The organism is Bacillus sp. LR--39 (genome assembly GCF_053613335.1).
In genome coordinates this window covers 1-503 of the sequence record NZ_JBSIOT010001702.1, presented here as the reverse complement: position 1 = coordinate 503, position 503 = coordinate 1, and the positions used below count along the sequence as shown (strand labels likewise).

The following is a 503-nucleotide window of genomic DNA, read 5'->3' as shown; positions in this document are numbered from 1 at the left end:
AACGCGGATACCGCATAATAAAGCCAATAGCGTCCATTATAATAGCTGATATCAGGCGCCCATTGGTTTTCTTCATGGTTCGGCACGTACTTTTTCCACCATGATAATGGAGTTGCAAATATGCTTGGCGCTGCGCTCCATGTTTTTCCGTCTGTCGATTTGATGACGCGGATTCCATTGCCGATACCCGTGCCGAATGTATACCACGTATTTCCTTCTTTAATCATGGAAGGATCATGAATAATGTTGTCTCCTTTTGTATCCCAAAAAGCCGCTGATGTTGGTTCAGCCGCCGAGAAAATAAGCAGAAAAAATAAAATAAAACCAGAAATGATAGTCTTAGCCACAGTTGTTCTCCTTTCAAATTTCGATGTCTTTAACATTCGGCCCTCCCTTTTGTGAAATATTTCCCAACAAGACGAACTTTATTTTAGCAGGGATTGGCTGTCTCTCAATCAGCCAAAGGACTTGTTTTCTAGTCCTAAAATAAAACGAAAAAACCA

The 503-nt window shown here is 41.0% G+C and carries 1 protein-coding gene; it reads right to left on the bottom strand.

Annotation, left to right across the window (positions count from 1 at the left end; genetic code table 11):
* Positions 1-383, bottom strand: a 383-nt coding sequence (locus ACWHAR_RS32660) for a family 43 glycosylhydrolase (RefSeq protein ID WP_452089121.1), incomplete at its 3' end; no start/stop codon positions are given.
* Positions 384-503: the final 120 nt, after the last annotated feature.